This window comes from Kitasatospora sp. NPDC091207 (assembly GCF_044768625.1).
Taxonomy (GTDB): Bacteria; Actinomycetota; Actinomycetes; order Streptomycetales; family Streptomycetaceae; genus Kitasatospora.
The window spans coordinates 135,528-158,626 of sequence record NZ_JBIVVS010000011.1; the positions used below are offsets into that span (position 1 = coordinate 135,528).

Genomic DNA, 23,099 nt, shown 5'->3' on the forward strand with positions numbered 1-23,099 from the left:
TCCCTGCGAGCTGGGGGACGTGGAAGTGGCGGGCGTTGCGGACACGGCGGTCACGAGGTGGCCTGCCACACCTCGATCGGATTGCCCAGCCACCGCGTGTCGGCGGGGACGGACTCGGCGCGCATCACCAGCGAGGCCGGGCCCAGCGTGCTGCGCGCGCCCACCGTACTGCCGGGCAGCACGATGCCGCCCGGGCCCAGGGTGGCGCCCTCGCGGAGGATGACAGTATCCATCCGCATGATCCGGTCGTGGAAGAGGTGGGTCTGCACCACGCAGCCCCGGTTGATGGTGACCCCGTCCCCGAGGGTGACCAGGTCGGCCTCCGGCAGCCAGTAGCTCTCGCACCAGACGCCCCGCCCGACGTGCGCGCCGAGCGCCCGCAGCCAGACGTTCAGGACCGGCGTGCCCGGGACCGCGCCCACCAGCCACGGCACGGCCAGCACCTCGACGAAGGTGTCCGCGAGCTCGTTGCGCCACACGAAGCCGCTCCAGAGCGGGTGCTCCACCGCCCGGAACCGCCCGACCAGCAGCCACTTCGCCGCCACCGCCACCGCGCAGGCCAGCCCGCCGGCGGCGAGCAGCACCAGCCCGGACAGCAGTGCCGCCGCCACCGGAGACCAGTTCGCCGCCAGCCAGGAGAGCGTCGCGAGGGTCAGCGCGCCGAGCGCGCCGGAGGCCAGGACCGGCAGCAGCCGGGCCACCTCCACCAGCCCGCGGGCCCAGAGCAGCCGGGCCGGCGGCTCGTAGGTGAGGCTCTGGTCGGCCTGGTCGGCCGAGCGCGGCAGCCGCATCGGGGGCATACCCAGGTAGGAGCTGCCCTTCTTGGCCTTCTTCGGCGTCGCCGACAGCACGCCCACCAGCCCGCGCGCCGGGACCGCCCGCCCGGGAGCGGTCATCCCCGAGTTGCCGAGGAACGCCCGCTCACCGACCTTCGCCTCACCGAGCCGCAGCCAGCCGCCGCCCAGCTCGTACGGGGCGATCAGGGTGTCGTCCGCCAGGAAGGCGCCGTCGCCGACCGTGGTCAGGCTCGGCAGCGCCAGCACGGTGGACACCTCGGCGCCGCGGCCGACCTTCATCCCCAGGGCCCGCAGCCACAGCGGCGTGACGAGACCCGCGTACAGCGGGAACAGGATCTCGCGGGCCTGGTCCATCAGCTGGGTGACCGTCCAGGCCTGCCAGCCGACCCGGCCGTGCAGCGGGTGCACGCCCGGCGCCAACCCGATGCTCAGCAGCCGCACGGCCGCCACCAGCTGCGCCGCGTACACGACGCCGTACGCCAGGGTGGCGGGGAGGAGGCCGAGCAGGGCGCCGCCGAGCGCGGCGCCGAGGTCCTGGCCGGGGAGGACGAAGCGGGAGAGCACGGCGAGCCCGGCGAGCGCGGGGAGCACCGGCAACAGGCTGAGGGCCGTGCCGCTGGCGCCGAACAGCGCCGCCCAGCGGGCCTGGCGGATCGGGCGGTCCTTGGGCCAGGTCCGTTCGGCCCGGCCCAGCTTGACGGCGGGCGCGCCGCCCCAGCGCTGGCCGGTCGGCACCTGTCCGGTGACGCTGGAGCCGGCCACCACGTGCGCCCGCTTGCCGACCCGGGCGCCGGGCAGCAGCGTCGAGCGGGTGCCGACCACGGCCCCCGAGCCGACCTTGACCTGGCCGATCTCCAGCCGGTCGCCGTCCAGCCAGTAGCCGCAGAGGTCGACCTCGGCCTCCACGGCGCAGCCCCGGCCGAGCTTGAGCATGCCGGTGACCGGCGGCATCGAGTGCAGGTCGACCTCCGGGCCGACCTTGGCGCCGAGCGCCCGCGCGTAGCGGGTCAGCCAGGCCCCGGAGAGCGAGGTGGCGCCGCTGACCTCGGCCAGCCGTTCGGCGGTCCAGAGCCGCAGATGGGTGCTGCCGCCGCGCGGGTAGCTGCCGGGCCGCAGGCCGCGCAGCAGCAGCCGGGCGCCGCCGGCCGCGACCGCGAGCCGGCCGGCCGGGGAGAACAGTGCCAGCGCGCCGGCGCCGATCGCCCACCAGGAGGCGGTCGGCGCCCACGGGTAGTCCCCGAACCAGGTGAGCACATTGCCGAGCGCCAGCAGGGCGACCGTCCAGCGCAGCCCGACCACGGTGAAGAGCGGGACCAGCAGGAGCAGCTGGAGCAGCTTGGCCCTGGTCGGCACCAGCGCGACGGTGCGGCTCTCGCCGCTGTCCGCCACCGTCCGCTCCAGATGGCGGGCGAGCTTGCGCAGGGTCGGCTGCTGGTAGATGTCCAGCACGGCGGCGCTCGGGTAGCGGGTGCGCAGCAGGGTGGTGAGCCGGGCGGCGGCCAGGCTGCCGCCGCCGATGGCGAAGAAGTCCTCGCGCGGGCCGCTGATCGGCACACCGAGGATCTCGGACCACTGCTCGGCCAGCCAGGCCTCGGTGCCGTAGAGCTGTTCGGTGGGGCCGGCGGCCTCCAGGTCGGGCAGCGGCCACGGCAGCGCGTTCCGGTCGACCTTGCCGGAGGTGCGGGTGGGCAGCGAGTCCACGGGGGCGAGCAACGGCACCAGGGCGGCGGGCAGCTCGGCGCGCAGCCGCTCGACGGCCAGCTCGCGGTCCCAGCCGTCCTTGGTGACCAGGTAGCCGACCAGCAGCTGGTTGCCGCCGCGCGCGGTGCGGACGGCGGCGGCCGCGCCGGCGACGCCCGGCAGGCCCTGCAGCGCGGCGTCGACCTCGCCGAGTTCGATCCGGCGGCCGCCGAGCTTGATCTGCTCGTCGCCGCGGCCGAGGAAGAGCAGGCCCGCGGGGTCGGCCTGGACGAGGTCGCCGCTGCGGTAGGCGCGGTCCCAGCCGAGCGAGGGCAGCGGCGCGTACTTCTCGGTGTCCTTGACCGGGTCCAGGTAGCGGGCCAGGCCGACGCCGCCGATCACCAGCTGGCCGGTGCCGCCCGCGGCGACCGGCTCGCCGGCCTCGTCGACCACGGCGAGGTCCCAGCCGTCCAGCGGCAGACCGATCCGGACCGGGCCGTCGCCGGTGAGCAGCGCGGCGCAGGCCACCACGGTCGCCTCGGTCGGACCGTAGGTGTTCCAGACCTCGCGGCCCTCGGTGACCAGGCGCTGCACCAGCTCGGGCGGGCAGGCCTCGCCGCCGAAGATCAGCAGCCGGACCTCGTTCAGCGCCTCGGCGGGCCAGAGCGCGGCCAGCGTCGGGACGGTGGAGACGACGGTGATCTCCTGGTCGGCGAGCCACGGGCCGAGGTCGGCGCCGCTGCGCACCTGGGAACGGGGGACGGGCACCAGGCAGGCGCCGTAGCGCCAGGCCAGCCACATCTCCTCGCAGGAGGCGTCGAAGGCGACGGAGAGGCCGGCCATCACGCGGTCGCCGGGGCCGATCGGTTCCTCCTGGAGGAACAGCGCGGCCTCGGCGTCGACGAACGCGGCGGCGTTGCGATGGGTGACGGCGACGCCCTTCGGCCGGCCGGTGGAGCCGGAGGTGAAGATGATCCAGGCGTCGTCCTCGGGGGTCGGCCGGGTGTCCGCGGGCACGGCGGGCCGCTGGTCGCCGGTGAGGGTCAGGGCACGCCCGGCCCCGAGCACCCCGGCGACGGCGGCCTCCTCGAAGACCAGCTGCGCGCGCTCGTCGGGGTCCTCGGCGTCCACGGGGACGTACGCGGCGCCCGCGGCCAGCACGGCGAGGATCGCGATGTAGAGGTCGTTGGTGCCGGAGGGGACGCGGACGCCGACCCGGTCGCCCGGGCCGATTCCGGCGCCGGCCAGTCGGCGGCGCAGTTGTTCGACCTCGGCGGCGAGCGCCCGGTAGCCGAGGACGGCGTGTCCGTCGTCCAGGGCCGGCTCGTTCGGGTGGGCGTGGACGGCGGCGTCCAGGACGTCGACCAGGGTGCGCGGGGCCGGGGCCGGGCGTCCGGGGAAGAGGGCCCGCGGTGACCGCTCGCTCTGCTCTGTCTGGCTCGGTTCAGCTGTCATGGCAGCCGTGCGCTCCTCGTCCTCGCCCCTGGTTCCGACCGTGTCCGGCCCTTGGGGCGGTGGGAGCACTCGGTGATCGGGTGACCCCACTCCGGGGACGGAATGGACAACCCGACCGATGGTAGCCCCGGGTGATGAACGGCGTACTGCCCGACACTTCAATCAACTTGCCTTGAAATGGCCGAATCTGACAGATCGTCAGTCATTAACTGATCTGCCCTGGGGTTGATGTGACGACACGTCAGTCGACTTGACTGATCGTCAGATGAATTGTGCGGAAGTGAGCCACGCCACACCGGATTGTGCTCCCTTCGGGTGGCGGGGCCGACTCCGCTGCTTCCGGTCGACTCCTGGCCGTGCTCCCGGGTGGGTCCGGTCGTCGCTTCAGGTGCTGCCGTTCCGCCCCGCGGGCCCCGCGGACCTGCGGCGGCGGGCGAGCGGCCGACGGCCGCGGCCGTCGGTGTCCGGCGGGCCGCTCCCGAGAGGCCTTCTCCAGCGAGTGTACGGCGACGGGCCGGGTCGGGGTCGGGCTCGGGCCGGGGTGACGCGCGGCGGTGCCCGGTCGGCGTGGCGCAGGACGGGCCGACGGGTGCTCCGCGCCGATCGCCGGACGGCGGGCGGCGGATCTTCGCATTCGGGGCGCGAGTAATCATATGGACATTCGTATTGCGCATGGCATTCTCCTGAAACCTGGCCCCTGATCGGGATTTCGATCGATGGTGGGACATTAACCGGCGCCACTGACAACGGGGCCGTGGCCGGAGTCGTGGAAAGGGGGACCGAAAGGGCTTACAGTCACACTAATTCGTACAGGTATTCACAGGGCCGAATGTCCGTGCTAGCGTGCGGATTCCAGCTGCTCGGAGTCGAGAAAGTGGGTCCTGATATGAGTCAAGAATTCTCCCGTCGTGGATTCCTGGGCAGCGCCGGAATGGCCGCCGCCGGGGCCTCCGCGGTCCCGCTCGGCCTGGGTGCGGCCACCGGCCGGGCCATGGCCGAGCCGGCCCAGGCTCCCGAGGGTCAGTCGGTGCTCCCGGGTGATTCGCGGTACCAGACGCTCAGTCAGGGCTTCAATCAGCGGTGGGCCAGCACGCCGGCCTACATCCGGCTGGTCGGGAACGACGCGGACACGGTGACGGAGCTGAGGGCGGCGCTCGACAAGGGGCTGCGTCCGACGATCCGCGCCGGGGGGCACTGCTACGAGGGGTTCGTCGACAACGACCGGGGCGTCATCCTCGACCTCAGCACCCTGCGCGGGGTCCGCGCGGCGCGGGACAAGTTCGGTGCGCCCACGTACTGCGTGGAGGGCGGCGCCACCAACTGGGACGTCTACACCACTTTGTTCCGCACCTTCGGCGTCACGCTGCCCGCGGGGTCCTGCTACTCGGTCGGGGCGGGCGGCCACATCAGCGGCGGCGGGTACGGACTGCTCTCCCGGCGGGACGGGCTGACGGTCGACCACCTCGTCCAGGTGGACGTGGTCACGGTCCGCGGGGGCACGGTGGAGGTCACCAGGGCCCACCGGGACGACCCCGAGGCCTCGCCGGAGCGGGACCTCTTCTGGGCGCACACCGGTGGTGGCGGTGGGAACTTCGGCGTCGTCATGCGCTACCACTTCGGCCATCTCCCGAAGCCGCCGCCACGCGTCTGGCTGAGCAGCGTGGCCTGGTCCTGGGCCGACCTGCTCAAGCACCCGGAGGACTTCCGCCGGCTGGTGGACAATTTCGGGGCCTTCTTCGCCCAGCACAGCGGGGAGGAGGAGACGGTCTACCGGGGCCTCTTCTCCATCCTCAAGCTCACCCACTGGTCGAACGGGAACGTCGTCCTGCTCAGCCAGTGGGACGAGGACGATCCGGCGCCGCTGGAGGAATTCCTGGCCGCCATGGAGGCCGGGTTGACGAGTAGGCCGACGGTCCAGACCAACGCCGCCGGCGGTCTGTTCCTGCCCTATCCGGACAAGCGCCGGCAGATGCCCTGGTTCCAGGCCACCATGACACTGAACCCGTCCGGGGAGAACCAGCGCGGCAAGTACAAGTCCGCCTACCACCGGCGCCGCTTCACCGGCACGCAGATCGACGCGTTCTGGGAGTGGCTGACGAAGACCGTCCCCGGCCTGGACCTCCAGCAGACGCTGGTCCAGATCGATTCCTACGGCTGCAGGATCAACGAGCGGAAGCCGGCCGACACCGCGATCCCGCAGCGCGACTCGGTGATGAAACTCCAGTACCAGACGTACTGGACGGACCCCGCGAAGGACTCCGCCCACCTCGCCTACCTCAGCGGGCTCTACCGGGCGGTGTACAAGGCCACCAACGGCATCCCGGAGATCGACACCGACACCGACGGCGCCTACGTGAACTACCCCGACGTCGACCTCGGAACGGCCGACCAGGCGCACCCGGCCTACCAGCGCCTCTACTACAAACGGAACTACAGCCGACTGCAGCGGACCAAGAAGACCTGGGACGACAAGAACGTGTTCCACCACGCCCAGTCGATCACCCTGCCGTCCTGACCCGGTACGCAGTGCCACGCCGACCATCCGGAAAACCGATGACATCGGGGCGAATCATGCGGGCAAAGGGGTCGGCGTAGGGTGCTACCCCGAGCGCGGCGGGCTCGGCCGGACCACCTCACAGCGCTGGCGCGAGTCCGTCGTGCCCTGCGCTGAGCTCTCAGGTATGCGCACATCTGTGAGGGTGGGCTCGGACTGATGCTGACTTGCTGACCTGACCTGACCTGATGGTCAGTCAGGTCAGGTCGGCATGAGGGGCAGCTGTTCGAGCAGCAGCGGTCGGAGACGCCGGGCGAGGGCTGGAATCGTTCTGTGTCGCCTTCTGTATGAGCATGCGCGGAAATGGCCTGGCTGCTGATCGGCACCCGGGCGGGCTGGTGTGCGGGCCCGGGAGTGAGCTGCAGCCGAGGGCGGCGGCTGGCATGGCCACCTCCATGCGGATTCTGGTCCTGGCCGGCAGTTTGGGGTCTGGCCATCGTGACCGGCGTGCTGGAACAGAACTGTGAGGTGAGCACCTTCACGCGGGGCTGGTCCGGACACCTGGTGCCCGGTGCGATCGCGTTGCGCGGAGATCGCGAGCAGCCTGAAGGCCTCGCCGGCTCGCCCGGCACTGCCCCTCGGACGTGGTGATCGACACCTCTGCCCGTCGCAGGACGGCGTGGATGCGCGGGAGCCGTAGGTTTCGTCGGAGTCGGCGTGGATGCGGCGGATGTGTTCGGTCAGTTCGGCGTCGTGGCGTCTGCGCTCGCCGGGCTCGTGGACGTCGCGGCGCCAGCGGTAGTAGGTGGAGGCGGGGATGTGCAGTTCCCGGAGGACGGGCTCGGCCCCGAAGCGGTCCTGGTGCTCGTCGATGAGCTTCAGTACCGTCGCCGGGTCGGGTCGAGCTCCTGGGCCAAGGAAGCCGAGGCGGCCTTGGGAATCTCGCAGGACCGGCGGGGCTCGGCGTTCTCCTTCCGTAGAGCGGCCAGCCCCTCCTTCTCGATGGTGGTCAGCCGGTCGTCGCGCTCACCCCGGTCCGCCTTGTCCTGGCGGATCCAGTTGCGCACGGCCTCGTGGCGTACCCCGAGGTCGCGGGCCATCTGCCGGATCACCGGCTTCGGGGCGGCGGCGCGGTACGTGGCAACAGCTCGCTGTCGCGACTCGGGTGGGTACTTCATCGGTGAAGCCATGGCAGAGGCTCCCTTCTCATGGCCCATCAGGCCATCTCCGGCAACCTTCCGCACGCCGGGGGAACCTCACACCGTTCCCAGGCGGGCACCGGCTTGCCGATCTGCGCCGCCATCAGCGTGACGGCGACCAAGGCATCGAAAGCCAGGCACGTAGAGGTCGGTGGCGGTCTGGGCGAAGCCGCCGCGCTCGTGGTGGGCGGCGCGCTCCTCGGCCTGCTCTGAAGCCGCCTCGCGGCCAGTCGCGATTCCTGGCCACGGCACCGGAGCGCTACATCGCGGACGGCCTCGCGACCCACGTCCACGGGAGCTGCGAGGCCGTCCGCCCGGTGTCCGGCACCTGTACGCAGAGGTGACCGGCCCGAGGGGTGAGTCAGCGGCAGAGGGCCGCGTCCAAGGCGTCCGCCATGTGCTGCGCGCCGACCCCGCCCGGGATGGTGGTGACCGTGATGGTGGCGGCGCGACCGTCGTCGGTGACGCCGCCGCGGGAGCGGTAGCCCGGGGAGGTGCCGCCGTGGCCCCAGGAGAGGCCGCTACAGGAGAGCGGCTTGCTCTGCAGACCCAGCCCGTAGCGGACCCCGGGGCCCAGCAGCTCGGCGGGGACGGTGGTCCGCATCTCGGCGAGCTGCGCTGCGGGCAGGAGTCGGCCGCCGAGGAGCGCGGTGAAGAACGAGTTGAGATCGGTGTTGGTGGAGACGATCGCCCCGGCCGCCCAGGCCATCGATGTGTCCATCTCGGTGTAGTCGATCGGAGGCGCATCCGGCGAGCTGCGGAAGTAGCCCTGAGGGTGGGCCTCGTGGATGCCGGTGTCCCCGGGGGCGGGGAAGTAGGTGTGGCGCAGGCCGATGCGGTCGATGACGCGCTTGGTGACCTCCTCGCCGACGGGTCGTCCGGTGACCTTCTGGACAAGGAGTCCGGCGACGATGTAGTTGGTGTTGCTGTACTCCCAGCTGGTACCGGCGGGGAAGCGGGCCTTCTGGGCGAGGGCACCGTCGAGGAGGTCGCGGGGCTCGAAGTAGCGGTACTGCACGGTGGTGAAGTCCGAGAGCGCGGGGGCGTCCATGTAGTCGGGCAGGCCGCTGGTGTGTTGGAGCAGCTGGCGGACGGTGATGTGGCGTCCGTCGATGCTGTCGCCGCGCAGCAGGCCGGGGAGATAGGTGTCGACGGGCGCGTCGAGGCCGACCATTCCTTCGGCGACGAGCTGGAGCACGACGACGGCGGTGAAGGTCTTGGTGTTGCTGCCGGCGCGTATCTGCCCGTCCACGGGCACCTTGGCCCCGGTGGCGAGATTGCCGACGCCGGCCGTGTAGTTGCGGGTGAGGCCGTCACGGCCCTTGACGGCGGCCAGCGCGGCGGGCAGGCCGTCGTCCTCCACCAGCGCGTTCAGGCTCGACTGGACACTGTCCGGCCTGCCGCCCGCGAACGCCGCGGTCGGTGCCAGTGCTCCGGCCGCCACGACGCCGACGGCCACGGAGGCCACGACCGCCACCACCCCGCGCCGACCACGGCGGCGGCGGTGGGCCCGGGCGGGCTGTACGTGCTCGTTCACGGAGGAACTCCTCTGCTGGAGAGTGGAATTGGGGGGCGCGCGGGTTCTGCCCGCAGGTGCGCGCAGAACCCGCTGGTCGTACCGGTGCGGACGCTCAGGCCGGATCGGGGAAGGTCAGCGGCACATGGCCGAGTCCACCGTGGCCTCCACGTGCTGCCCGGCCGCGCCACTCGGGATCATGGTCACGGCGATGCTGACGGCGCGGCCGTCATCGGTGGCACCCCCGGCGGTGTCGTAGCCCGGAATGGTCCCGCCGTGGCCCCAGTACAGGCCACCGCACGACAGCGGCCGGCTCACCAGGCCCAGCCCGTAGCGGGCGCCCGGACCTACCTCGTCGGCAGAGACCGTGGTGCGCATCTGGGCGAGCTGCGCCGCGGGCAGGAGACGGCCGCCGAGGAGCGCGGTGTAGAAGCGGGTGATGTCGCTGTTGGTGGAGACGACTGCGCCTGCCGCCCAGCCCCAGGACGGGTCCAGTTCGGTGTAGTCGCGGAGCGAGCCGTCGGCGTCCCGGTTGTAGCCCTTGGGGTGGTCCTCGTGGATGCTCATGTCCCCCGGGGAGGGGAAGTAGGTGTGGCGCAGGCCGATGCGGTCGACGATGCGCCGGTTGATCTCCTCACCGATCGGCCGCCCGGTGACCTTCTGGATGATCAGGCCCGCCAGCAGGTAGTTGGTGTTGTTGTACTCCCACCGCGTGCCCGGGGCGAAGTGGGCCTTCTGGGCGAGGGCCACGTCAAGGAGTTCACGCGGTTCGTAGTACCGCGTCGGACTGGTGAGGATCGAGTCCTTGTCCACGTACTCGGGCAGGCCGCTGGTGTGCTGCAGCAGCTGACGGACGGTGATGTGGCGCCCGTCGATACCGTCACCGCGCAGGAGACCCGGCAGGTAGGTCTCAACGGGGGAGTCCAGGCCCACCTTTCCTTCGGCGACGAGCTGGAGCACGACGACGGCGGTGAAGGTCTTGGTGTTGCTGCCGATCCGTACCTGCCCGTCCACGGGCACCTTGGCCCCGGTGGCGAGATTGCCGACGCCGGCCGTGTAGTTGCGGGTGCGGCCGTCACGGCCCTTGACGGCGGCCAGCGCGGCGGGCAGGCCGTCGTCCTTCACCAGCGCGTTCAGGCTCGACTGGACACTGTCCGGCCTGCCGCCCGCGAACGCCGCGGTCGGTGCCAGTGCTCCGGCCGCCATGACCCCGGCTGCCACGGCGGTCACGACCGCCACCACCCGATGCCGGTTCAAAAAGCGGCTGTGCGGTGCATGCTCGTACACGAAAGGAACCCTCCGATGAATGGCGCCGGTGATTCCCGGCCTTGATCAAGAGGACCATTCGAGGGCAGGGGAGTTCGTCCGCACCCAGGACGAGACCGCACCCGGGAGCAGGCTCCGGGAACCGCCCCCGGCCAGGACCGTGCTCCTGGCCACCGACGCCGACCGAAGGAGCCGTCGAGGAGATGCTTCAAGCGAGGGCGGGGATCGATCCCGCCGACCTCAACGCGCTGCTGGATGTTCTCGCGATCGACAGCACCGACAGTGCGTGGCGCAACCGTTGTGTCGAGGACTGGTGGGGCTCCCCCTCCTGGCCGACGCGAGTCGACCAGTTCGTGGCCATGCTCGACAGCCCGGCAGCTCACCCCCCCCGGGGTCACAGGGATGACGAGCAACCGCGACCTGAGTCCGAATCCACCGGTCAATGGCCGGTCCAGGGCCCGGACATGAAAGCGGAGATGCCCCCATCGACGACACCGACCGGTTGCGGCACGGCGCGTTGGGCCTGCTGTTCGGCGGGGAGCGCGCACCTTCGACGCTGGGTACCTCCCTGCGCGCCTTCACGCACGGCCACAACCGGCAACTCCACGCGGTGCACAGGCACTTCCTTGCCCGACTGGCCCGGACGACGCCACTGCTGCCGGGCGCGGACAAGGTCGCGTTCGTCGACATCGACCCCACCCACCGGCGCGTCTACGGTCGTGCGAAGCAGGGTGCCGAGGTCGGACGCTTCAAGGCGCCCTGCACCCGTCCTCGCCACCTTCAACACGCCGACGGCCTGCCTGGTGATCGTGGCGGTCCGGCTGCGGCGGGGCAAGGCCGCCGACGCCGGTGGAGCCGGGCCCTTCACCGCCGAGGCCATCGGCCCGGCCGCGCCGGAGCGCGCCGGGGCGCTTGCGTGGCCGGAAACGGTCCACGTGGCCATCCGGTATCCGGACAAGCGGCGACAGGCGCGCCTCGCTGGGCCTAGGCTGGGCCTCGCAGTAGGTTCGCCGTGTCCTCCAGCCATGGCGTCGTAAGAGGGAACCCGGTGGGAATCCGGGACTGCCCCGCAGCGGTGAGTGGGAACGACCGCCGTCACATGCACTGGGCCCCAGCGGGGTCCGGGAAGCGACGGCCAGTAGGGGTCCGCCTGGTTCGACAGGTGGATGTGCCCGCGAGTCCGAAGACCTGCCACTGTCCGCGTGCACCCCGCACGCGGTGATCTCGGTGACCTCGAGGGCGGGTCGGCGGAGCGGGCGGGCCCATCCTGGTGCCGTGCCCCCACTGTCGTACCTCCACGCCGTCGTGCTCTCCCGGGATCGCAGCGCGACTCGCGAAGGAGAGTTCCGTGTCATCGAGTTCCACCACCCCGCAGGCCACCGTGTACGGCTACCCGAGGCAGGGCCCGAACCGGGAGCTGAAGAAGGCCGTCGAGGGGTACTGGGCCGGCCGTGTCGACGCCGCCGCCCTGCACGCCACCGCCGCCGGACTGCGCCGTGACAACTGGCGCCGGCTGACCGGGGCGGGCGTCACCGAAGTCCCCACCGGCGACTTCTCGCTCTACGACCACGTCCTGGACACCACGGTCGCGGTCGGCGCGATCCCGCCGCGCCACCGCGCCGCCGTCGAGGCCGACCCGCTGGACGGCTACTTCGCCATGGCCCGCGGCACGCAGGATGTCGCGCCGCTGGAGATGACCAAGTGGTTCGACACCAACTACCACTACCTGGTACCCGAGTTGGGCCCGGACACGGTCTTCGTCGCGAACTCCGCGAAGCCGGTCGCCGAACTGCGGGAGGCCCTCGGCCTCGGCCACCGGGCCCGGCCGGTGCTGGTCGGCCCGCTGACGTACCTGCTGCTCGCCAAGCCCGCTCCCGGCGTGGCCGCCGACTTCCAGCCGGTCACCCTGCTGGACCGGCTGCTGCCCGTCTACGCCGAACTCCTCGCCGACCTGCGCGCCGCGGGCGCCGAGTGGGTCCAGCTCGACGAACCGGCCCTGGTCCAGGACCGCACCCCGGCCGAGCTGAACGCCGCCGCCCGCGTCTACCGCGAACTCGGCGCGCTCACCGACCGGCCGAGCATCCTGGCCGCGACGTACTTCGACCGCCTCGGCGAGGCCCTCCCCGTCCTGGCCAAGGCCCCGATCGAGGGCATCGGCCTGGACTTCACCGGCCCGGGCGCCGCCAACCTCGACGACCTTGCCGCCGTCGGCGGCCTGCCCGGCAAGCGCCTGGTCGCGGGCGTGGTGGACGGCCGCAACATCTGGATCAACAACCTGGAGAAGTCCCTCGCCACCCTCGGTACCCTGCTCGGGCTGGCCGACCGGGTCGACGTCGCGCCGTCCTCCTCCCTCCTGCACGTCCCGCTCGACGCCGACGCCGAACGCGACCTCGACCCGCAGGTCGCCCGCTGGCTCGCCTTCGCCCGCCAGAAGACCGAGGAGATCACCATCCTCGCCCGCGGCCTGCGCGACGGAGTCGACACCATCGCGGCCCAACTGGCCGCCAACCGCGCCGACCTGGCCTCCCGTGCCGCCTCCGCGCTGACCCACGACCCGGCCGTCCGGGCCCGCGTCGCCGCCACCACCCCCGCGGACGCCCACCGCGCCCAGGCCTACCCCGAGCGCGCCGAGGCGCAGCGGACCCGCCTGAACCTGCCGCTGCTGCCGACCACCACCATCGGCTCCTTCCCGCAGACCACCGAACTGCGCACGGCCCGCGCCGACCTGCGGGCCGGCCGCATCGACGACGGCGCCTACCAGGACCGGATGCGGGCCGAGGTCCGCGAGGTGATCGCCTACCAGGAGAAGGCCGGCATCGACGTCCTGGTCCACGGCGAGCCCGAGCGCAACGACATGGTCCAGTACTTCGCCGAGCAGCTGACCGGCTACCTGGCCACCCAGCAGGGCTGGGTGCAGTCCTACGGCACCCGCTACGTCCGCCCGCCGGTGCTGGCCGGCGACATCTCCCGCCCGCACCCGATGACCGTCGACTGGTACCGCTACGCGGCGGACCTGACGGACCGTCCGGTCAAGGGCATGCTCACCGGCCCGGTGACCATGCTCGCCTGGTCCTTCGTCCGGGACGACCAGCCGACCGGCGACACCGCCCGGCAGGTCGCGCTCGCCCTGCGCGACGAGGTGACCGACCTGGAGACGGCCGGCGCGGCCGTCATCCAGGTCGACGAGCCCGCGCTGCGCGAGACCCTGCCGCTGCGGGCGGCCGACCGCCCCGGCTACCTGGAGTGGGCCACCGGGTCGTTCCGGCTCTCCACCTCCGGGGTCCGTGCCGACACCCAGATCCACACCCACATGTGCTACGCCGAGTTCGGCGCGATCATGACCGCGATCGACGAGCTCGACGCCGACGTGATCTCCCTGGAGGCGGCCCGTTCGCACATGGAGGTCGCCCACGAGCTCGCCGAGGCCGGCTACCCGCGCGAGGTCGGCCCGGGTGTCTACGACATCCACTCGCCCCGGGTGCCGAGCGCCGGGGAGGCCGCCTCGCTGCTGCGGGCCGGCCTGGCCGCGATTCCGGCGGAGCGGCTCTGGGTCAACCCCGACTGCGGTCTGAAGACCCGCGGCTGGACCGAGACCCGCGCCTCCCTGGAGAACCTGGTCGCCGCGGCCCGCGCGGTCCGGGGGGAGCTGGCCGGCTGACGTCGTCCTGCCGGGGCGGGTGCGACCTCGCGACCACCCGCCCCGGCACCGTCCGGGGCAGAACGTCACGTGCGGGCCGGGCGCCGCCGGTGCGGTGACCGTCCCGCGCTCCACGGGACGGTCACCGTTCACCCCCGGCCGTCGAGGCCCAGGTTCTGGTAGATCTCCGTCGTGACCGTGGAGAAGTTCATGGTCATGAAATGCAGTCCGGGGTTTCCTCGGAAATCAGTCGCCGGCACATTTCCGTGGCGTGGTCGATGCCGATGGCGCGGACCTCGTCAGGGCGGTCCCGGGCGGCTCTCATGCGGTCGGAGAATGTCTTCGGAATGACCGCGGTACTGAGCGCCGGAATACGGTCGAGGGACCGCGTCGTGGTGATCGGCATGATCTCCGGGATGATCGGGATGTCGCATCCTGATTTCTCCACCCGGTTCCGAAGGCGCAGATAGTCGTCCACGTCGAAGAACATCTGGGTGATCGCGTAGTCGGCCCCCGCCCGGCATTTCTCCACGAAGTGCCGGATCTCGCTGTCCCAGTCGGGCGACCGGGGGTGCAGCTCCGGGAAGGCGGCCACCCCGACGCAGAAGTCCCCCGACTCCTTGATCAGCCGGACGAGTTCCGCCGCGTACTCCACGCCGTCCGGGTGGCGCGCCCACGCGCCGAGCGGATCGCCGGGCGGATCGCCGCGCAGCGCGAGGACGTTGCGAACTCCCTGGTCAGCATAGTGACCGAGGAAGTACCTCCAACCTGCGGATCGCGTTCCACAGTCCCGCTTCCGCCTGCGCGCTTCGGGGTGGCATGAACTCGAAGGAGTACGAGCGTTCCCCCGTTGCCAGGAGTTCGCGGATGGAGAGTGCCCGATCAGTCCTTGTGCTGGGGGTTCCGAGAGCCATGGGGACATGATCGGGTCGGCCGGTGGTGCTGGCTCACCCTGTCCACTTGTTGATACACCGAATTGAGGCCGGAGCTGAGTCGGGAAGTGAATGAGGCACCATGAGTCACAATGGTCCCACGCATATGCGCATGGACAAGCTGCCCGGAGTGGACGACTGGGGTCGCTGCGGAGTGATGGGAATCGTGAACGTCACTCCCGACTCGTTCTCCGACGGTGGCCTGTGGCTCGATCCCGGCCGGGCGGTCGCCCACGGGCTGAGGCTGGCGGCGCAGGGCGCCGACATCGTGGACGTCGGCGGCGAGTCCACCCGTCCGGGTGCCGTCAGGGTGACCCCGGAGGAAGAGACGAGACGGGTGCTTCCCGTGGTGCGGGCACTCGTCGCCGCCGGAGTGGCCGTCAGCGTGGACACGATGCGCGCGGACGTCGCCGAGGCGGCGGTGGACTGCGGCGCGCGGATCATCAACGACGTCAGCGGAGGCCGGGCGGATCCGCGGATGGCGTCCGTCGTGGCCCGTACCGGTGTTCCCTTCGTGGTGATGCACTGGCGGGGACAGTCCGCCGGGATGGACGAACTCGCGGAGTACGAGGACGTCGTGGCCGAGGCGATCAGCGAGGTGGCACACCAGATGGCCGTGGTGGTCTCCGCCGGGGTGGACCTCGACCAGCTCGTCGTCGACCCGGGCCTCGGCTTCGCCAAGGGCCGCGAGGACGACTGGGCCCTGCTCGCCCGGCTCGACGCCTGGGCCGCCCTCGGCCGCCCCGTCCTGGTGGCGGCGTCCCGGAAGCGTTTCCTCGGGACACTGCTCGCCGACCCGGCGACCGGTGAGCCCCGGCCCGCCCGCGCCCGCGACGCCGCCACGGCGGCCGTGTCCACGCTGGCAGCGGTCCAGGGCGCATGGGCCGTGCGTGTCCACGACGTCCCGGGCACCGCCGACGCGGTCCGCGTGGTGGCCGCCCTGCGAGCGGCGGCCGGCTGACCGGTGGCCGAGTTCGCGCCGTGGCCGGGAACGGGAGTGACGGGCCTGCCTGGCGAGGTCGCCGCCGAGCCCGCGACGTGCGAGCGGGCGGGCGTCGTCAGTCGCGGGTTCGTGGCCGGTTCTCCGGCCCGCGCTTTCCGGCTCGGGACAGGGCGTCCTCGGCCTGGGCGGCCAAGGTGGTGACGAGGTCGGCCGCGGACGGTAGATCCGTGATGAGGTCGACCGCCTCGCCCGCCCAGACCGGCATCGGGGGAATGACCCCTCGTGCGACGTCGTCCCGGTAGTCCTGACGGGCCCGCAGGTCGCGGGCCAACTCGGCTTCCCGGCCGCGCCAGCGGTCGAGGTAGGGGTGGCCGAGTGTGCGGGCCGTGTACGTCTCGGTCGGCCAGCTCGCGCCGCGGGCGATGTCCAGCACGCTGTTGCGCTCGGTGTCCTGTCCGTGTCCTTCGATGAGGGCCTTGCTGACGGAGGGGTCGACCAGGGCCTCGGTCGTGGCCTGGAAACGGGTGCCGATGAGAGCTCCGGCGGCGCCCAGGGCCAGTGCCGCGGCGACGCCCCGGCCGTCGGCGATCCCGCCGGCCGCCAGGACGGGTACGGGTGCCGCGAGGTCCACCACGAGCGGCACGAACGGCAGGGTGGACCGCCCGCGGCGGGCGCCGTGCCCACCGCTCTCCGTTCCCTGCGCCACGATGACGTCGGCGCCCAGGTCCACAGCCCGCCCGGCCTCGTCCAGATCAGTGACCTGAACCATCAGAACCGCACCCGACCTGCGGATTCGATCGGCGAACGGGCTCGGGTCCCCGATGGAGAGCATCACTGCCGCGGGCTGGGCCTCCAACGCCTGCTCCACTGCGCCGACGTCGACCCCGCCCAGGTCAGAAAGCCGACACCCCACGGCTGATCGGTGCCCTTCGCCACGATCGACAGCTCGCGCGCCAACCACTCCCGGTTCCCGTACGCGCCGCCCAGCAGCCCGAACCCGCCCGCCCGGGAGACGGCCGCCGCCAGCGCGCCCCCGGCCGCACCGCCCATCGGCGCCAGCACGACCGGGTGCCGCACGCCCAACAACTCCGTGAACTCCGTCGACAATGCCATGGCCCTCATGATCGCTCCTGCCGCGACGAACGGGGAAGGAATCGGGGGACCCGCCTCCACGAGCACCACATCGAACCGCCGGCCCGTCGGCGACCACGTGTCGTGACATCCGCGGCCGGACGACTCCCCGTCAACTGGCCGCGGACGGGGAATCCGGCGTTCGGCGCGGGCGGGCGCGCGACCCGGCGTCAGCACGTCCAGCCGGCCGCCTGCGCGGCGGCCGGCTCCGCGATGACCCGCGCGGCGACGGCCCTCCCGCGGCAGACGGTGGCATCGCCCGGCGTGCCGCTCGAACAGGCCGTCTACCTGTCGGCCTCCGCACTCGCCGGCACCGCGCGGTTCGTGGTGCTGGGCCTGGCCGTCCTCGCGCGCGACCGCTCGCGGACCGCGCCCACCGCCCGACCCGTGGCCGTGACGCACACCTCGGCCCCGGCCGAGGCATCCTGAGCTCGACGCGCCGGGCGCCGGCCGACGCCCGGCCAGCGTCGGCGACGGCCCCGCTCGCCGCGTCCAGGTCTACCTGACCGGACGGCAGGGGCCCGAAGTGCCGCCGTGCCCCTGGACGGACGACCTGTCACTTCCGCTGTCCGGCGGCCCGGCCGACCACACCCACGGACTCCGCGGACCCGGGGGTGAGGTGGCCCGCGACGATGCCCGAGGTCCGAGGGCAGAAGCGGGCCGACGGTGTGGTGAGGGCCGCGCAGGGCGTGCGTGCGTCGAGTGCCTGGCGGTGCCGCCCAGTTCTGCCGCCGGCTAACACCGGCCCGATCGGGCGCGGCGGTCACTACAGTCTGGACCCATGCCGACGGTTACCACACACACGGTCGAGTATCCGGCCGACGGTCTGACGATGGTCGGACACCTCGCGCTTCCGGCGGGTGCCGACCGCCGGCCCGCCGTCCTGCTCGGGCCCGAGGGGCCCGGCCTGAACGACTTCCAGCGCCGGCGGGCCGACGCCCTGGCCGAACTCGGCTACGTGGCGCTGGCCTTCGACATCAACGGCGGGCGCTGGTTCACCGATCCCGCGGAGATGCTGGCGCGCGCGATCCCCCTGCTCGCCGACCCCGAGCGGATGCGGGGAATCGGTCACGCGGCACTCGATGTGCTGCGCGCCGAACCGCGGACCGACCCCGACCGGATCGCCGCCGTCGGCTACGGCACCGGCGGCGCGATCGTGCTGGAACTGGGGCGCGACGGTGTCGACCTGCGGGCGATCGGGACGGTCAACGCGCTGACCACGGGCCGACCGGGTGAGGCCGCGCGCATCCGTTGCCCGGTGTGGGCCGGGGTCGGTTCGGAGGACCCGATCATGCCCGCCGCGCAACGGGACGCGTTCGCCGCCGAGATGCAGGCCGCGGGCGTCGACTGGCGCCTCGTGGTCTACGGCGGCGCCCTGCACGCCTTCCATCACCCGCCGGTCGACCAGACGGTGGTGCCCGGAGTCGGCCACCACCCCCGGCACGCGCGGCGGGCCTGGCGCGACATCGTCGACCTGCTCGCCGAGTGCCTGCCGGTCACGGAGTGATCCGGAGCCGCCGCCGGTCCCTCGGGTCCCGGCGGCCGGTGGCCGGCCGTCAGCGCAGGGCGGCCACCGCGCCCGTCCGCTCGGTGGCGATCCTGACGGCGAAGCCCGCCAGCGCGGTGCCCATCACATAGCGGTGCAGGCGCTGCCAGAGCGGGTGCCGGCCGAAGAACCCGGCGACGGAGCCGGCCGTCACGATGAAGAACGCGTTGCCCGCGACCCCCACCGCGATCTGGGTCAGCCCCAAGAGCACCCCCTGCAGGCCGACATGGCCGAGCGCCGGGTCGACGAACTGCGGCAGCAGGGAGATGTAGAGGATGGCCACCTTGGGATTGAGCAGGCAGGTGAGGAAGCCCATCAGAAACAGCTTGCCGGTCCCGTCCTGCGCCAACTCCTGGTTCGCCAAGGCGGATCGGCCCCCCGGTCGGACGGCCTTCCAGGCCAGCCAGAGCAGGTAGCCCGCTCCGGCCAGCTTGATCGCCAGGTAGATCTCCGGCACGAGCGCGAAGACGGTGGCGATACCGGCGGACACCGCGAAGAGGTAGACCAGGAAACCGAGGGCGACCCCGGCCAGCGAGACCAGCCCCGCCCGGCGGCCCTGGGCGATCGAGCGGGAAACCAGGTAGATCATGTTCGGCCCCGGTGTCAGCACCATGCCGAGTTCCACCAGCGCGATCCCCGCTATTGCTCCCAGCCCGATCACAGCACTACCTCCGTACGCGCGTTCGCTTGGGCGCAACGTAGCAGGTCGCGGCCCTGTGCGGCGCGGAGTGCCGGGCCGCGGCAGCTGTCACCCGGCGGTGCGCGGAACCGGCCGCAGCCGTGTGCCGTGACACGCCGGGTGAGACAGGGTCGCGAGGGCGGGAACCCGTCGGCCGGCGCCGAATGGGCTCACCTCCATGTCCGAACCAGCCCCGACCCGCGCCCGCAGTCCGTGATGAACCAGCTCCGGCCGGGGGCCGTGAGGACGGTGAAGGTCACCGGGTTCGACGGTGCGGACGTCCTGGTCCAACTCATGGCTGCCGAAGGGGAGGGAGCCGAGATCGGCCGGATTCCCGGGCACGAGGCGTCGATGCTCCGCAGGGAGCATCCGTCCCGGCTGTTCGAGGTCGGCCGGGAGATCAGTGCCGAAGAGATCGGGCGTTGGCGCGAAGGCCAACGTCAGTTCTCCGCCAGGGCGTGCGAGATACCGGCCTTGCGGTCCTTCCTCCTCGCGCTCGAACCGGGGCAGCTGGTCGCCGGGACGGTCGCCGAGGTGCACGGCTTCGGGGTCCTCGTCCACGTCGATGGCGAACCCGACGGGCTCTGCACGGGCTTCATCCGGGGGCCGGACCTGACGTGGGGTTTGATCAGCCACCCGTCCGAGGCGGTCGAAGCAGGCCGGCGCGTCACCGCTGAGGTGATCATCGCCGAGACGCGCTCCGGGCAGGTCGCGCTCTCCTTGAAGGCCCTGCGGGAAGCTCCGCTCATCCGGTTCGCGGACCAGGTCGGCCGACTCCGTCACACTGCCCGTGCAGCGCGACGTCCTGATACGTCGTCGGGCAGATCGCTTCCGTATCCGGCCGGGTTCCGCCAAGGCGCTGGTCTTGTCTCGGGGCATGCCGTACGGTCCACGGCGTGGTGAGGACGCTGCGGATCGCAGTCGCACAGAGCACGGTGCCGGAGGATCCCACCGACCGGGGAGCGCTGCGGGCGGCCGGGCTGGAGATCCGGGCCCTGATGGTCGAGGCCGCCGCGGCGGGCGCGCGGTTGGCGCAGTTCCCGGAGGGGGCCATCACCTATCCCAGTAAGCAGGTGATGGCGGCGGGGCCGGCCGGCGCTCTCGTCCCGGCCGACTGGAGTCGTGCCGCATGGGACGTCCTGCGCGAGGAAGCGGAGTCGATCGCCGGGCTCGCCGGGGAACTCGGGCTGTGGACGGTATTCGGATCGATCCACCCGCTCACACCGCCCAACCGGCCGCACAACAGCCTCTACGTCGTCAACGACCACGGCCGGTTGGTCGCACGGTACGACAAGCGATTCCTCTCGCACACCGAGGTCTCCTTCCTGTACTCCCCGGGGAAGCGACCGCTCGTCGTCGAGGTGGACGGCATCCGGTTCGGCTTCGCGCTGTGCATCGAGGCCAACTTCCCGGAGGTGTTCGCCGAGTACGAGCGCCTGGAGGTCGACTGCGTCCTGCTGTCGGTCATGGTGGACGACGCGCCCCGGGCGCGCGTCGCCCAGGCGTACGGGACGCTCTACACCTACTGGCTCGGCTACTCCGTACCGGCGCAGTTCAGCACGACGGTTCCGGCCGGGATCGTGGCACCCGGTGGGCGATGGCTCGCCCGCTGTCCCACGGACGGACGTCCCGCCCTGGCGATCGCGGACATCGACCTCGACTCGAAGGACGAGGACATCGACATGGCCGTCCGCTACGCCCGACCGTGGCGCCGCTCGGCCCGAACCGGTCTCTACGACGCGCGGATTCCGGTCGACGACCCCCGCAGCGACACCGGCACACTCTTCTGAGACCCCGCTGGTGCGACAGGCCGGCACAGGCGTGATCGAGTACCGCCGCCGTCAGGTCTCCCGCTGAGCCGGCGACGGGTGCCGTGTCGGCAGGATGCCGCGTTCGGCGAGTGGCGACAACGGTGCTCATATGCGCCGGGAACACCAGGCCTGCCGTTCCGCGGCGAGGCCGGAATCCGGTGCCGTCGGCCTTTCCGCCATTCGGCGGGACGGGCTGTGAAGGGCGTATGTCGCAGTTCTTGATGCGTTCCGCCTTGAGCGGGAACGGCGGCGAGTTCTTGTGCGCGCGGCGGACCTCGGCGAGGGGGGTCCCGGGCATTTCCTGCGGGCCGGAGCCGCATTCCCCGGTCCGCGGCGCCGGCGTGGTGCGTGACCCGTTCTTGAGGGCGTGCGGGCACGGGCTTGACCCTTGGCCGGCCCCGCCGCGTGGTGACGCTCCTGGGCCGGGCGGAGACGTCGGCCTCGTGACGGCGGGCAGAACCGTGCCCGGCTCCGGAAGACCGGGAGGATCCGGGACGGGGCGTGGCCGCGCCACCACGTGCGGTCGTGGCCGGCTGCCCCCGGCGGCCGGGATGCGGCTCGTGCGGGCCGGGGGCAGGGTCGAGGTATGAGCGGAGTGATCGTGCTGGTCGAGCTGGAGCCGTCCACGGAGGTGCTGGACGCGGAGGAGGTCGACGTGGGCGCGCGGATCCGCTGGGTGCACGCGGCGCCGGCCGACCCGGAGGTGCCGGAGGACCCGGGGCCGGTCACCTTCTGCGGGATCGGGACGGGCGATCTCGAACGGGAGGGCTACCGGCCGTCCGGTCCGGGGGAGCCCTGGTACCCGCCGTCCCAGCGCACACGGCGGTGCCGCGAGTGCGAGGCCGCGCTCAGGGCGCTCTGACCGCCCGCCCCGGGGTTGCCCGTCCGGTCCCCGGCGCCGCCGGCCCGGACCGGCGCGGGTGGGGCCGGACGGGCAACCGGTTGCTGCCCGGGCCGGCCTCGGCGCTGCCCGGAGGGGCCGAGCCGGTCAGGCCTCCGGGGTGTGGATGTGGCCGTCGCGGAGTTCGATCACGCGGTCGGCGAGTTCCATCAGGGTGGGGTCGTGGGTGGCGACGAGGGCGGTGACGCCCTGGCTGCGGACGACGGCGCGCAGGAGCTCCATGATGGAGCGGCCGGTCTCGGAGTCGAGTTGGCCGGTGGGTTCGTCGGCGATGATGAGGTCGGGTTCGTTGGCGAGGGCGCGGGCGATGGCGACGCGCTGCTGCTGTCCGCCGGAGAGTTCGGCGGGGCGCTGGTGGGCGTGCTCGGTGAGGCCGACGAGGGCGAGGAGGGTGCGGGCGCGCTCTTCGCGTTCCTGGGCGGGGGTGCCGCGCAGGCGCATGGGGATGCCGACGTTCTCGGCGGCGGTGAGGACGGGGATCAGGCCGAAGGACTGGAAGACGAAGCCGATGCGGTCGCGGCGCAGGGCCAGCCGGCCGTTCTCGTCGAGCTGGTTGAGGTCGGTGCCGTCGAGGGTGATGGTGCCGCCGGTGGGGGTGTCGAGGCCGCCGACGAGGTTGAGCAGGGTGGTCTTGCCGGAGCCGGAGCGGCCCTTGAGGGCGGTGAGTTCGCCGCGCCGGGCGGTGAAGGAGACGCCGCGCAGCGCGTGCACGGTGCGGTCGCCGGTGCCGAAACTGTGCGTGAGGTCGGTGACGGTGACCATGCCGGTGGTGACGGTGGCGGCCGGTTGCTGCGTCATTGGGCGTCCCCCTGGGTGTTCCTCGGCTGAAGTGAAGTACTCATGACGGGCGAAACAAATGAGCTGTACATGGCATATTGATCGGCCACTGAACCGCGCGGCACGGGCGTGACGTTGTTGACGTGTCGCCGGTGCCGATTCGATCTGCTGCCAACGCGGAGAATTTGCTCACTAGTTACATGATTCGCGCAAGTCCCTTCCGTTTGAAGAGTGAATCTGACAGCATCGTCCGCTATCCGGTGATCAAGCGCCGGTGATCACCGTAGCGGTGCGCGACAGACATCCATCCCGGGGCAGCGAGTACCGGACGGAGG

The 23,099-nt window shown here is 72.2% G+C and carries 18 protein-coding genes, 1 pseudogene and 1 riboswitch; of the genes and pseudogenes, 9 read left to right on the plus strand and 10 right to left on the minus strand.

Translation table 11 applies throughout. The annotated features are described in order from the left end of the window. Nucleotides 1-50 precede the first annotated feature (50 nt). The gene (locus tag ACIQTO_RS20125; RefSeq protein ID WP_402389577.1) at nucleotides 51-3,932 is read right to left on the minus strand and encodes a Pls/PosA family non-ribosomal peptide synthetase; all 3,882 of its coding nucleotides are present in this window, start codon (nucleotides 3,930-3,932) and stop codon (nucleotides 51-53) included. An 886-nt stretch (nucleotides 3,933-4,818) separates the two neighbouring features. Here ACIQTO_RS20125 and ACIQTO_RS20130 point away from each other — a divergent pair. Next, entirely contained in the window at nucleotides 4,819-6,447 is a 1,629-nt protein-coding gene (locus ACIQTO_RS20130; RefSeq protein ID WP_402389579.1) for an FAD-dependent oxidoreductase, read from the plus strand. Between the two features lie 857 nt (nucleotides 6,448-7,304). Here the strand turns inward: ACIQTO_RS20130 and ACIQTO_RS20135 are convergent. Further along, nucleotides 7,305-7,616: a transposase gene (locus ACIQTO_RS20135; RefSeq protein ID WP_402389581.1), complete on the minus strand. Its 312-nt coding sequence runs from the start codon at nucleotides 7,614-7,616 to the stop codon at nucleotides 7,305-7,307. An 18-nt stretch (nucleotides 7,617-7,634) separates the two neighbouring features. Between ACIQTO_RS20135 and ACIQTO_RS20140 the strand changes: the two genes are divergently transcribed. Next, the gene (locus ACIQTO_RS20140) at nucleotides 7,635-7,838 is read left to right on the plus strand and encodes a hypothetical protein (RefSeq protein WP_402389584.1); all 204 of its coding nucleotides are present in this window, start codon (nucleotides 7,635-7,637) and stop codon (nucleotides 7,836-7,838) included. A gap of 148 nt (nucleotides 7,839-7,986) precedes the next feature. Here ACIQTO_RS20140 and ACIQTO_RS20145 read toward each other — a convergent pair whose 3' ends face one another. The 3 genes from ACIQTO_RS20145 to ACIQTO_RS20155 form a co-directional block, all read right to left on the minus strand. Further along, complete coding sequence (locus ACIQTO_RS20145) at nucleotides 7,987-9,162, minus strand: serine hydrolase domain-containing protein (protein ID WP_402389586.1); 1,176 nt, start codon at nucleotides 9,160-9,162, stop codon at nucleotides 7,987-7,989. 114 nt (nucleotides 9,163-9,276) lie between these two features. Beyond that, a complete protein-coding gene (locus ACIQTO_RS20150) occupies nucleotides 9,277-10,347 on the minus strand; it encodes a serine hydrolase domain-containing protein (protein ID WP_402389746.1) in 1,071 nt (356 codons plus the stop codon). A gap of 499 nt (nucleotides 10,348-10,846) precedes the next feature. Next, entirely contained in the window at nucleotides 10,847-11,350 is a 504-nt protein-coding gene (locus ACIQTO_RS20155; RefSeq protein WP_402389589.1) for a hypothetical protein, read from the minus strand. Nucleotides 11,351-11,393: 43 nt separating this feature from the next. After that, nucleotides 11,394-11,618: riboswitch (cobalamin riboswitch) on the plus strand. A gap of 137 nt (nucleotides 11,619-11,755) precedes the next feature. Between ACIQTO_RS20155 and metE the strand changes: the two genes are divergently transcribed. Then, complete coding sequence (gene metE / locus ACIQTO_RS20160) at nucleotides 11,756-14,065, plus strand: 5-methyltetrahydropteroyltriglutamate--homocysteine S-methyltransferase (protein ID WP_402389592.1); 2,310 nt, start codon at nucleotides 11,756-11,758, stop codon at nucleotides 14,063-14,065. A gap of 128 nt (nucleotides 14,066-14,193) precedes the next feature. Here the strand turns inward: metE and ACIQTO_RS20165 are convergent. Next, nucleotides 14,194-14,958, minus strand: a pseudogene (locus ACIQTO_RS20165) (methylenetetrahydrofolate reductase). 130 nt (nucleotides 14,959-15,088) lie between these two features. On the opposite strand from ACIQTO_RS20165, the gene folP reads away from it, so the two are divergent. Next, nucleotides 15,089-15,937 carry a dihydropteroate synthase gene (gene folP, locus ACIQTO_RS20170; protein ID WP_402389595.1) on the plus strand — a complete coding sequence of 283 codons (849 nt, stop codon included), beginning with the start codon at nucleotides 15,089-15,091 and terminating at the stop codon, nucleotides 15,935-15,937. Nucleotides 15,938-16,034: 97 nt separating this feature from the next. On the opposite strand, the gene ACIQTO_RS20175 is transcribed toward folP, so the two are convergent. Then, on the minus strand, nucleotides 16,035-16,751 hold the full coding sequence (locus tag ACIQTO_RS20175; RefSeq protein ID WP_402389748.1) for an NAD(P)H-dependent flavin oxidoreductase: 717 nt from the start codon (nucleotides 16,749-16,751) through the stop codon (nucleotides 16,035-16,037). After that, nucleotides 16,751-17,032 carry a nitronate monooxygenase gene (locus tag ACIQTO_RS20180; protein ID WP_402389597.1) on the minus strand — a complete coding sequence of 94 codons (282 nt, stop codon included), beginning with the start codon at nucleotides 17,030-17,032 and terminating at the stop codon, nucleotides 16,751-16,753. The genes ACIQTO_RS20175 and ACIQTO_RS20180 overlap by 1 nt, the downstream gene beginning before the upstream one ends. 282 nt (nucleotides 17,033-17,314) lie before the next feature. Here ACIQTO_RS20180 and ACIQTO_RS20185 point away from each other — a divergent pair, with 282 nt between their 5' ends. Then, nucleotides 17,315-17,479, plus strand: a complete 165-nt coding sequence (locus ACIQTO_RS20185; RefSeq protein ID WP_402389600.1) for a hypothetical protein — start codon at nucleotides 17,315-17,317, stop codon at nucleotides 17,477-17,479. Between the two features lie 352 nt (nucleotides 17,480-17,831). Further along, nucleotides 17,832-18,557 (plus strand): dienelactone hydrolase family protein, encoded by a 726-nt coding sequence (locus tag ACIQTO_RS20190; RefSeq protein WP_402389603.1) that lies wholly within the window; start codon nucleotides 17,832-17,834, stop codon nucleotides 18,555-18,557. Between the two features lie 49 nt (nucleotides 18,558-18,606). On the opposite strand, the gene ACIQTO_RS20195 is transcribed toward ACIQTO_RS20190, so the two are convergent. Continuing rightward, nucleotides 18,607-19,257 (minus strand): LysE family translocator, encoded by a 651-nt coding sequence (locus tag ACIQTO_RS20195; RefSeq protein ID WP_402389605.1) that lies wholly within the window; start codon nucleotides 19,255-19,257, stop codon nucleotides 18,607-18,609. 267 nt (nucleotides 19,258-19,524) lie between these two features. Between ACIQTO_RS20195 and ACIQTO_RS20200 the strand changes: the two genes are divergently transcribed. The 3 genes from ACIQTO_RS20200 to ACIQTO_RS20210 all read left to right on the plus strand — a co-directional run bounded on the left by ACIQTO_RS20200 (nucleotide 19,525) and on the right by ACIQTO_RS20210 (nucleotide 21,948). Beyond that, nucleotides 19,525-20,178, plus strand: coding sequence for a hypothetical protein (locus tag ACIQTO_RS20200; protein WP_402389608.1), 654 nt, complete (start codon nucleotides 19,525-19,527; stop codon nucleotides 20,176-20,178). Further along, a complete protein-coding gene (locus ACIQTO_RS20205; protein ID WP_402389611.1) occupies nucleotides 20,172-21,065 on the plus strand; it encodes a carbon-nitrogen hydrolase family protein in 894 nt (297 codons plus the stop codon). Before ACIQTO_RS20200 ends, ACIQTO_RS20205 begins: the two co-directional genes overlap by 7 nt. Nucleotides 21,066-21,672: 607 nt before the next feature. Further along, nucleotides 21,673-21,948: a hypothetical protein gene (locus ACIQTO_RS20210; protein ID WP_402389613.1), complete on the plus strand. Its 276-nt coding sequence runs from the start codon at nucleotides 21,673-21,675 to the stop codon at nucleotides 21,946-21,948. 126 nt (nucleotides 21,949-22,074) lie between these two features. Here the strand turns inward: ACIQTO_RS20210 and ACIQTO_RS20215 are convergent, their stop codons facing one another. Next, nucleotides 22,075-22,785 carry an ABC transporter ATP-binding protein gene (locus ACIQTO_RS20215; protein ID WP_402389616.1) on the minus strand — a complete coding sequence of 237 codons (711 nt, stop codon included), beginning with the start codon at nucleotides 22,783-22,785 and terminating at the stop codon, nucleotides 22,075-22,077. Nucleotides 22,786-23,099 lie beyond the last annotated feature (314 nt).

Excerpts from the sequence above, each read along its gene's own strand:
- ACIQTO_RS20210 (WP_402389613.1), top strand. The coding sequence starts at position 21,673 with ATGAGCGGAGTGATCGTGCTGGTCGAGCTGGAGCCGTCCACGGAGGTG.
- ACIQTO_RS20175 (WP_402389748.1), bottom strand. The coding sequence starts at position 16,751 with ATGCTCTCCATCGGGGACCCGAGCCCGTTCGCCGATCGAATCCGCAGG.
- ACIQTO_RS20135 (WP_402389581.1), bottom strand. The coding sequence starts at position 7,616 with ATGGCTTCACCGATGAAGTACCCACCCGAGTCGCGACAGCGAGCTGTT.
- ACIQTO_RS20125 (WP_402389577.1), bottom strand. The coding sequence starts at position 3,932 with ATGACAGCTGAACCGAGCCAGACAGAGCAGAGCGAGCGGTCACCGCGG.
- ACIQTO_RS20190 (WP_402389603.1), top strand. The coding sequence starts at position 17,832 with ATGCCGACGGTTACCACACACACGGTCGAGTATCCGGCCGACGGTCTG.
- ACIQTO_RS20140 (WP_402389584.1), top strand. The coding sequence starts at position 7,635 with ATGGCCCATCAGGCCATCTCCGGCAACCTTCCGCACGCCGGGGGAACC.
- ACIQTO_RS20215 (WP_402389616.1), bottom strand. The coding sequence starts at position 22,785 with ATGACGCAGCAACCGGCCGCCACCGTCACCACCGGCATGGTCACCGTC.
- ACIQTO_RS20155 (WP_402389589.1), bottom strand. The coding sequence starts at position 11,350 with ATGGCCACGTGGACCGTTTCCGGCCACGCAAGCGCCCCGGCGCGCTCC.
- ACIQTO_RS20130 (WP_402389579.1), top strand. The coding sequence starts at position 4,819 with ATGAGTCAAGAATTCTCCCGTCGTGGATTCCTGGGCAGCGCCGGAATG.
- folP (WP_402389595.1), top strand. The coding sequence starts at position 15,089 with ATGGACAAGCTGCCCGGAGTGGACGACTGGGGTCGCTGCGGAGTGATG.
- ACIQTO_RS20180 (WP_402389597.1), bottom strand. The coding sequence starts at position 17,032 with ATGGCATTGTCGACGGAGTTCACGGAGTTGTTGGGCGTGCGGCACCCG.
- ACIQTO_RS20150 (WP_402389746.1), bottom strand. The coding sequence starts at position 10,347 with ATGGCGGCCGGAGCACTGGCACCGACCGCGGCGTTCGCGGGCGGCAGG.